6 protein-coding genes are annotated in these 8,796 nt (G+C 57.5%); all 6 read right to left on the bottom strand.

Annotated features, from left to right (window positions below; translation table 11 throughout):
- A partial coding sequence (locus VGE80_RS17890; protein ID WP_440593605.1) for an efflux RND transporter permease subunit occupies positions 1-2,433 on the bottom strand: 2,433 nt, incomplete at its 3' end.
- Between the two features lie 53 nt (positions 2,434-2,486).
- The gene (locus tag VGE80_RS17885; RefSeq protein WP_440593604.1) at positions 2,487-3,860 is read right to left on the bottom strand and encodes an efflux RND transporter periplasmic adaptor subunit; all 1,374 of its coding nucleotides are present in this window, start codon (positions 3,858-3,860) and stop codon (positions 2,487-2,489) included.
- 40 nt (positions 3,861-3,900) lie between these two features.
- A complete protein-coding gene (locus tag VGE80_RS17880) occupies positions 3,901-4,557 on the bottom strand; it encodes a response regulator transcription factor (RefSeq protein WP_397569099.1) in 657 nt (218 codons plus the stop codon).
- Positions 4,554-5,747 carry an ATP-binding protein gene (locus tag VGE80_RS17875; protein WP_373653263.1) on the bottom strand — a complete coding sequence of 398 codons (1,194 nt, stop codon included), beginning with the start codon at positions 5,745-5,747 and terminating at the stop codon, positions 4,554-4,556. Before VGE80_RS17875 ends, VGE80_RS17880 begins: the two co-directional genes overlap by 4 nt.
- A gap of 310 nt (positions 5,748-6,057) precedes the next feature.
- On the bottom strand, positions 6,058-7,656 hold the full coding sequence (locus tag VGE80_RS17870) for a TolC family protein (RefSeq protein WP_440593603.1): 1,599 nt from the start codon (positions 7,654-7,656) through the stop codon (positions 6,058-6,060).
- 50 nt (positions 7,657-7,706) lie between these two features.
- The coding region (locus tag VGE80_RS17865; RefSeq protein WP_440593602.1) for a hypothetical protein at positions 7,707-8,796 on the bottom strand (1,090 nt) is incomplete at its 5' end.

The following is an 8,796-nucleotide window of genomic DNA, read 5'->3' as shown; positions in this document are numbered from 1 at the left end:
GGGTTGCCCCTGAATTCGAAAGACGCCGACGTTGGTGATTCCCGGAATCGTGTTGAGTCTTGCCGCCAACTGGTCAGCGATACGCTCAAGCTCCGCCAGGTCCGGTCCGAAGATCTTAACGGAGTTATCCCCCTTAACCCCCGACAGAGATTCCATAACGTTGTCGCGGATATTCTGTGAGAAGTTCCAGTTGGCACCCAGAATCTTGTGAGAGAGTTCTGATTCCATCCCCGCGATCAGTTCTTCTTTTGTCCTCGCTCGCTTGGGTCCGTAGATCCGACGCCAGCCGGTCTGACGTTCTGTCAGCGGCCATTCCGTCCGAGGCTTGAGGGGAAGGAAGAACTCCAGGTTGTAGAACCCGGTGGGGTCGGTCCCATCATCGGGTCGTCCGTTTTGAGAGACCACGACGCGAACTTCGGGGTACTGCCGCATGATGGCACGAGCGGCATCAGACCGGGACGCCGCCACATGCGGGGCCACATTAATCGGAAATGTACCTCGGACATAGAGATTGCCTTCTTCCAGTTCCGGCATGAACTCGCGTCCCAGTCGCGGCAGGTTGAATACCGTCACGGCGATCATGCCCAGCATGAAGGCCAGCGTCAGCGTCCTGTTCTGCAGACACCACCGCAGCCGGTTCAGGTAGGACGTTTTCAGGTAGCGCACCAGAAAGTTATCGGGAACAGGCTTCAGCTCTTTGAAGAATAACAGGCACAGAACCGGAGCAATCGTCAGAGCAAGGACGAGGGCACCTCCCAGTGCGAAGGCATAGGTGTCGGCCATGGGGCCGAAGATCTGTCCTTCCGGGCCGCGCATGGTGAACAGCGGCAGGAAGGCGCAGACCATGATCGCCGTGGTGAAAAAAAGGCCTCGCTCGACTTCGGAGCAGGCCCGGAAGATGCGTTCTTTCAGAGTCTCGTTCGTCTGTTCGCCGGCGGTCAGATGGCGGTAGATGTTCTCGACGATAATGACAGAGCTGTCGACGATGATACCGAAGTCGACCGCACCGATGGAAAGCAGGTTTGCCGACCGTCCCCGGATATAGAGCATCGAGAAGGCCACCAACAGGGCCAGCGGCACATTGATCGCCACAATCAGTGCACAACGGACGTTGGTCAGGAACATCAGCAGAATCAGGGTGACAAGAACCATGCCCGCGACAAGGTTTTCGTGTACTGTGTGCGTGGTGACGTTGATCAGTTCCGTGCGATCGTAGTAAGGTTCGATTTCGACACCGGGCAGCATTCCATCTCCGGAATTCAATCGCGCGATCTCGTCCCGAACGTCCTTCAGTGCCGGCAGAGATGCCTCACCTTTCCGAAGCAGGATGATTCCCTGGACTCGTTCCGCATCGTCGAACCAGGTGACCGGTTCCGCAGACGCAGCGGCATCTGCCCCCCCGCCATGCGAATGGTGTTCTGCGTGGTCCGTGGCCGATTTGATCCCGGTGCTCGGGTAGCTAATGCTGATGCGTCCCATGCGGGGCTGGTGAGTGACGACGACTCCCTGTTTTCCGATTTCCTCTTCATACCGCAGTGGGCCCCCTTCGATCACGTCTTCCACACGGATGGGGACGTTGTTGACAGAGGTGATCACAATCTCGCGGATGGCTTTCACGCGGGCTTTTTCTTCGGCACGCAAGTGGTCCGCCGCGACTTGAGGATTCTTTGTACTGAGGACAACGGGAGCCTGTGTCGGATCAATCCCGTTGCCGATCAGTCCAATACTTCTGACGTTAAGCAGGTTTTCGCCGTGGACGAGGTAGTCCCCGCCGATATTGGCGTTACTGTCTCTGATCGTTGCTTCGAGTTGTTTCAGTGGAATGGCGTAGCGCAACATTCGTTCGGGATCGGGACGGACTTCGTATCGTTTGATGGTTCCTCCGCTGCTGACGGTGTCGATGATGCGGGGAATTCGTCGAAACTTCCGGACGAGAGTCCAGTCCTGCAGCGTCTTGAGATCATTGAGTGTGTAGATTTCTTCTCCCGCCTCGTTACGGGGACCTTTCAGCGTGTAGCGCAGGATCTCACCTGTGGGGCTGGTGGGAGAGAGTTCCGGTTCGACATTGGGAGGGAGGTCATTGACGAAGCTGAGTCGATTAATGACTTCCTGACGTGCCTTGTAGTAATCGATGCCGTATTCGAACTGATTACGGACATGGGCCAGACCGAACAGCGATTTGCTGCGGGTGTACTTCAGCCCCGGCATGCCTGCCAATGCGACCTCAAGCGGGATCGTCACCTGACGTTCGACTTCTTCGGCCGATGCCCCGGGGTACTTGGCGATGATCTCGATAATGGCCGGGGCAGGGTCCGGATAGGCCTCGACGTTCACATTCAGGAAGGCATAGCCCCCGGCCACGATCAGCGCAAACATCCCCAGCATCACCAGCAAAGGATTATCGAGCGACCATTTCACCAGCTTGCTGACCATAGAATTGCAGTCCTCTGCTCGATGCTCGGGTGGTGTACACGGACGGAAGCTGCTCAGCTTTTCCGTTGTCCCGCCTGAAGATTGGCAAGTTCGCCACCCAGTCCCAGCGATCCTTCGCTGACGACGCTTTCACCCACGTGAAGAGGCTCGAACTCTGATGTGCGCGGGTCGCTATTGATATAGACCGTGCCGGCGGTTCGTTTCACGACCAGTACTTTGCGGCGGCTGAAGCGTTGTTGTTGAGCGTCAGTGGCCACGAACACCGTCGATGAATCACCTTCTTCGATCAGGGCCGATTCCGGGATGGCGACAATTGTTGAACTCGCGGGAAGCTGCACTGTGGCTGTGATGAACTGGCCGACCAGCAGGCGCGAATCCTTGTTGTCGAGCCACCCCATGACGGAACCGGTTCGTTGAGCCGGATCAATCATGCTGCCGATCAATTCGAATGTTCCCTGAATCTGATTGTCCGATGGGTCCGACTTCAGGTCGATGCTCCAATGCCGTTCGGAGGGCTTGAGATCGCGAATGGCCCACAGGTCTTCTTCGTAGACGTTGGCAAGGACTTGTAACCGGCTTAGATCGGCAATCTTGAAAAGATCGTCCTGCGGATCAACGACATCCCCCACGTTGAAGTTTTTCTCGACGATCACGCCATCGATGGCGGCCCGGATTTCCGTCTCGGCCCATTTCTCGTCGACCGTCAGGTCTGACGCGTCCTTGTCTTTCATCAGATTCCGGTACTCGCGCCGGACGGTCTCGATCTCGGTATCGGTCATCCGCCAGGACCGCAGCGTCCGTTCGGCTCGTGCGACCGCGATCATTCCTGCTTCGACATCACGTCGTGCTTCGAGCAGGACGCGTTCGGTGACAACCCCCTTCTGCACGCTTTCCAGACGTTTCAGCAGAGATCGACTCATTTCGAGTTGTGAGAGGGCGTCGACCAGTTCGCTCTTTTTCTCGCCGACTTCCTTACTCCAGATGACCGCGATCACCTGTCCTTTCTTGACGGGATCGCCGTACTGCAGCGGCCGCATGACCCCGTCATCTTCGATCTGTCCGATGGAGACGGTTTCGCCGGTGAAGCGTGAGTGGACATGAACCAGTCGGTTGGGATCAAGGAGAAGGGAACCGGGTAATCGGAGAGGTTCAGGCTGAGGAGCACTGCGAACCTCGGTGACTTTGATGGCGAGGGCTGCTGCGGCGTGGGGACTGGTTAACTTCAGCGTGGCCTCTTCTTCGGGGACCAGTTCGACCGGGGGCTGAACGGCGGTTAAGGCTTTCGCTTGCGCAGGATCCTGCAGCAGGTCGAGGGCGATCGGGCGAAGTTGCTGCCAGTTCCAGGCGACGACCAGACCCACGACGGCGACAATTCCCCAACCCCAGGGGAGGGTAGAACCTTTGTTCTGGACGGACTTTTCACTCATGATCGATCCTGTCATTTCCGAGGACGTGGAAGTGTCGATTTCAAATGTCGCGCAGCCAGGAGCGATCGACGGCGAAGCGAACGATGTCGGCTCGTCCGCGGAGTCCGAGTTTCTGCATTGACCGGGCTTTGTACGTTTCCACAGTCTTCACGCTGATATCCAGTCGAGCGGCAATCTCTTTATTGGTCAGGCCCTGAGCGATCAGCTTCAGGACTTCCGTTTCCCGCTCACTGAGAGCCACTTCGGGCTTTTGTTGTGTCGACTTGTCGAATTCGGTCATGCCGACGAGTTCGTCCAGGATGGAAGGATCCAGATAGCGAATCCCTTGCGAGACAGATCGGATCGCTCGAATCAGTTCATCTGCGGCGGACCTTTTCAGCAGATATCCGCAGACACCCGATGAGAACAGGCGGTGCATGTAGCCGCGATCCTCATTCGCTGTCAGTGCCAGCACTTTGGTGGGGGTCGCGTCCCCTGCCAGTCGCGCTGTCAGTTCGATTCCATTCATCACCGGCATACTGACATCGACGACGGCGACGGCGGGACGCAATTGCTGGATCATGGTCAGCGCCTCATGTCCGTCACCCGCTTCGCCGACGACCGTCATATCGGACTGACAATCAATGAGCATTCGCAGGCCCTGGCGCACCAATGCATGGTCATCGGCAATGACAACATCCAGTTTGCTTCCGTTCATTTGGTTTCGCCCACTCCCTGTATTGGCGCCCTTGCAAAGATGGTCGTTCCCGCGCCGGGGGTGGATTCAATTTCCAGGGTTCCTCCTGCCGCTTCAAGTCGCTCACGCATCCCGAGCAGTCCGAGGTGCTGCGGAGGATTGCCAACGGAGGTTTGGGCGTCGATGTCAAATCCGCGTCCCTGATCCTCGACGATCAGGATCAGGTTAGGACCCTGGATCTCGAGCACGACACTCGCGCGCGAGACGCCTGCATGCTTGGCGACGTTGGTCAGGGCTTCGATGACGGTCCGATAGACGGCCGTTTCGACTTCAGGAGCCAGCGGCACGTCATCCAGCCCGCGGCTTTCAAAATCGACGGCGATGGCTGTCCGCTCACCCCAGGACTCGACGAATCCCTTGATGGCATCATTCAATCCCAGGTCATCCAGCGAAGGGGGACGCAGTTCGAGAGCAAGATCATGGACTTCGCGTGAAACTCGGCCCAGGGTCTCATGCATGCTTTTCAAGTGCTGAAGGGCAGACTGGTTTTGGGGCCCGATCAGTTCTTCGACGATTTTCAGTCCGATATCCAGGGCGGTCAGGTCCTGGCCGCATTGGTCGTGGAGTTCCCGCGAAATTCGGCGGCGTTCCACTTCTTGAATCGTGACCATGCGTCGCAGCAGCTTCACGTAGGCTTCCTGAGCTTCGCGGCGTTCGCGAATTTCGGTCTCAAGATCCGCCTGTTTTTTCAAGAGTTCTTCTTCATTGTGATTGGCCCGGCGCTGTGCGGCTTTCATGCCTTCCATTAACAGAATTGTTGAGCCACCCACCAGCAGGTAGAACCCGCCCCCTATTTGTGACTGGAGGTTATTGATGAGGACCGAGCCGCGCGGTGTCAGAAAGAAGTAGCCCGTAGCGATGAAGCCCAGTACCATTGTCATCAATGCGGGGCCAAGCCCGCCGAAGTAGAAGCTGAAGACGATCGCACAAAGGTATGGAACGAAGGGAAACTCTTCACCCAGTAAGGGGTCGAGCACCATTCTTAAAATTGTGGCCAGGAATACGAAGAGCAGGGCCGTCAGATAACCCATTCCACGGCCAAAACGACTTGCCAGACTCCACCTCGGTTTGACCGAATTCCTCAATGTCCCGTCCGTGCGCGGCTCGGGAGTCAGCAAGGTTCGGATTCGATGGGAGTGACCGCTGGCCATTCAGGTGTGTCGTTCTCGAGGAGAGAAACCGAAAAAGGAAAGGCTTCTGTTAAGGGGTGTCGAGCGCGTAGGATCATGCGGAAGCTTACTCGCAGTTTCCGGTGAGTGCTGACGGAAAGTCATCCTGGCAAGCCCAGGCACCACTGTGTGGTGACCCCGCTACTCGCTGCCAGTTTATAGCGAAAGCACGTGTTCACCACGTAGAAAATGAATCCACCCACCCCGCTTTCCCCGGATTTCCGACGGCAGCAGGGTGACGCTGACAGTCTGTCGGGGATTTCCTGACGGCGGAGCGTTGGCTTCGCCTTTCTTAAGGAAACTGTTCGAACTGCAGGTAGCCCGCCAGTTCGGCCGCGGTTCTCCAGGCCTGCTCGTACGCATCAATCTGGTCCTGTTTCGCTTCCAGAAGTGCTCGTTGCGCCTCCAGCAACCGGTTCACGTCCAGGGTCCCTTCCGAGTAGCCCTCCTGCACCAGTTGCTGTGTCTTCTCGGCGTTGGGAAGGATCGACGAGTCGATGCGGGCGAGTAATAATTGCGACGTTTTGTGGCGAGCGTGGATATCGACAAGGTCGTTCAGCAACTCCATCCGGCGATTTTCCACTTCGGCCTGGGCATTCAGCACTTCTGCCCGGGCGGAGCGGATGTTCCCCTGATTGAGGTTCCAGATCGGAATATCGAACACAAAGGTGAACCAGAACTGACGGGTACTTCCTTCCGTCGTACTGGCAGCATAGTGGGGGCCGAAGCGAAAGTCGGGGTAAGGTTCGACCTCAGCCCGATTGAGCATGATTTTGCGGCGGACGACTTCGGCGCGGGCCATAATCATCGGAGCACTATTACTTTGCAGGAACTCACGGATGTAGGGTTCGTCGTAGTAGGGGGGGAGATCGTTGATTGAACCAGAGACATCCTCAACCACAAGATCGGGGATTCCGATAGCAATCGCCACCTGACGAAGTTCCGCTTCGTAGCGTGTCTGATTGTTCTCGACGGCCAGTCGCGCCCGCTCGTAAGTGTTTTTCAGCAGCAATACATCGGTGAGGGTCCGTTCGCCCGTTTCCATGAGTTCGGCGGAGACATCGCGGGCTGTTTTGGAAATTCGCAGAATGTCTTCCGAATTCTTCAGTCGTTCCCGTGCGGCCAATGCCTGGATGTACTGGATGCGGACTTGTGTCAGTACCCGCATTTTTTCCACGACGTACATCGCCTCAGTGACGCGTAATTTCTGGTCTGCCGCCGCCTTATCGAGTCGCATCTTTCCTTTTGTGATGAAATCCTGCTGCCAGCCGAAGTTCACCTGGCTGTCACGCCCGGCCCAGATTTCCGGGTTGTTCGTTTCCATACGCGGGTTGGGGTACAGACCCGCTTGCACACGTTCCCCCATCACCGATTCAATCTCGGCCGATGCCATGCGAAGCTTGGGATGTTCCTGCTCTGTAATGGCCGTCAGTTCGGCGAGCGAATAGACGCGGGGGGCCGAGAGCGATGCTTCTGACTGCGACTCCATTGCCAACCTGTTCGCGTCGGTGTTCAGGCCGCCGCTGGGGGCCGGAATGACGGCCTGCGGATCGGCCTCTCCAGCGATGATCTCGGGCTCGCCGTTGAGGGACGAATCATCCTCCTCGACGTATCGGGCCTGCTGGACGGAGTGTGGGGGTTGCTCGGAATTTCGGTCCTCGAAGCGACGTGCAGAGCTGGCTTTACGCCGTTCGGCACTGGTGGGGACCAGGTCTTCCTGCTCGAGAGATTCCAGCTTCGTCGACGGGACATCGGGAAGTCGTCGTGCCGGTGCGGGCGCTGACCGAGTGGTCCTGGTGGCACCGAGGCTCGATTCCGCTGTGTTTCTCGCCAATGAGCAGCCTGTGCTCAGCAAGAACGAGAGTGCGGCGAATTTCAGAAACTGGTGCATGGGTGACCTAAATATCGGACTGAAGCAAGACTTATCCAGAAGACGAACAATCAGAACTTCCATTCACCTCGCAACAGGACGCCGTTCAGCAGCAGGTCAGTGTCAGACACCGTGGTTTGACCGTAAGAGAACCATTCTTCGTAGTGGTAAGCGAGTGTGACTCGCGTGGTTCGATGGGGAAGCTGGGGAGCCCAGGCGAGTCCGATTTCCAGGCTGACCGTCGGCACCCCGATCCACCGCTGGGGATCCGTGGCGGATTCCGAATCGGCTCCGCGGGTTCGACTGAAGACCTGATCAATCCGGCCAAAGGTTCCAGAACCTTCCGCCCGCAGATGCAGGAAGAAGGGCGAATTTTGTGTCAAACGCTGGTTCAGGTCCCACGTGAAATGCAGACCACCCCCCCAGAAGTTGCTGGTGACCTGGTCCGTGGTGGTGGGTCCGACTGCCTCGGTCCGGGTGAAGTAATTGGCACCTCGTCCTCCGATGAGAAACCGCATTTCCAGCGGGGGAGGGGTGAGCTGGGGCGTTAATGAACGACCCAGTCCCATTCGCCCGGGGAACTTGAACAACGGATGAATCAGCGGCAATCCCCCCGGGTTGAACTCGAACTCGCAAAAGTCGAGATCGAAGACGTGGCCAGTGACCTGACTTCTTTGCTGCGCAGGTGCACCCTGGTCGTAGTTCGCCAGCGTGTCGTTTCCCCGGAAGTCGTAGAACTGGTAGCCGAACCGGGTCTCACCGAGTCCTCGTTCGTACCGGTAACCAAGTTCAAATCGGGGGCTGACGTTCACGTCGAGTTTGGAGACACCCAGATTGATCGGGTCATTAGGAAACATGCCGTTAAGAAGTGTGTCCGACTTGAACTGCCCGTAAACTTTGGGGGCATAGACGTTCGTATCGACATTGGCGAACCATCCCAGTTGCACGTAGGGAAGCTCCGCCAGATCGCCCCATGATTCCGGGTCCGCTGCATGGCCCAGCCAGGGTTCAGTCGAGTGGTAAGGGTATCGCGGACGGTTCGGGTCATCGGCTCCAATCTGGCTACCGACCACGTCAAACGCGCCGGGCGTCTGCGGGAAGTGGACTTCCCGAGTGTGAAAGCGAGTCGACCAGTCAACAGGAGCGGGAATCTCACCCGGT

This window comes from Schlesneria sp., from assembly GCF_036405755.1.
GTDB classification, from domain to species: Bacteria; Planctomycetota; Planctomycetia; order Planctomycetales; family Planctomycetaceae; genus Schlesneria; species Schlesneria sphaerica.
Note: the sequence above shows the minus strand (reverse complement) of the source record. Positions and strands in the feature narration are given on the sequence as shown.

Coding starts and splice junctions, on each gene's coding strand:
- VGE80_RS17885 (WP_440593604.1), bottom strand. CDS start 3,860: ATGAGTGAAAAGTCCGTCCAGAACAAAGGTTCTACCCTCCCCTGGGGT.
- VGE80_RS17870 (WP_440593603.1), bottom strand. CDS start 7,656: ATGCACCAGTTTCTGAAATTCGCCGCACTCTCGTTCTTGCTGAGCACA.
- VGE80_RS17875 (WP_373653263.1), bottom strand. CDS start 5,747: ATGGCCAGCGGTCACTCCCATCGAATCCGAACCTTGCTGACTCCCGAG.
- VGE80_RS17880 (WP_397569099.1), bottom strand. CDS start 4,557: ATGAACGGAAGCAAACTGGATGTTGTCATTGCCGATGACCATGCATTG.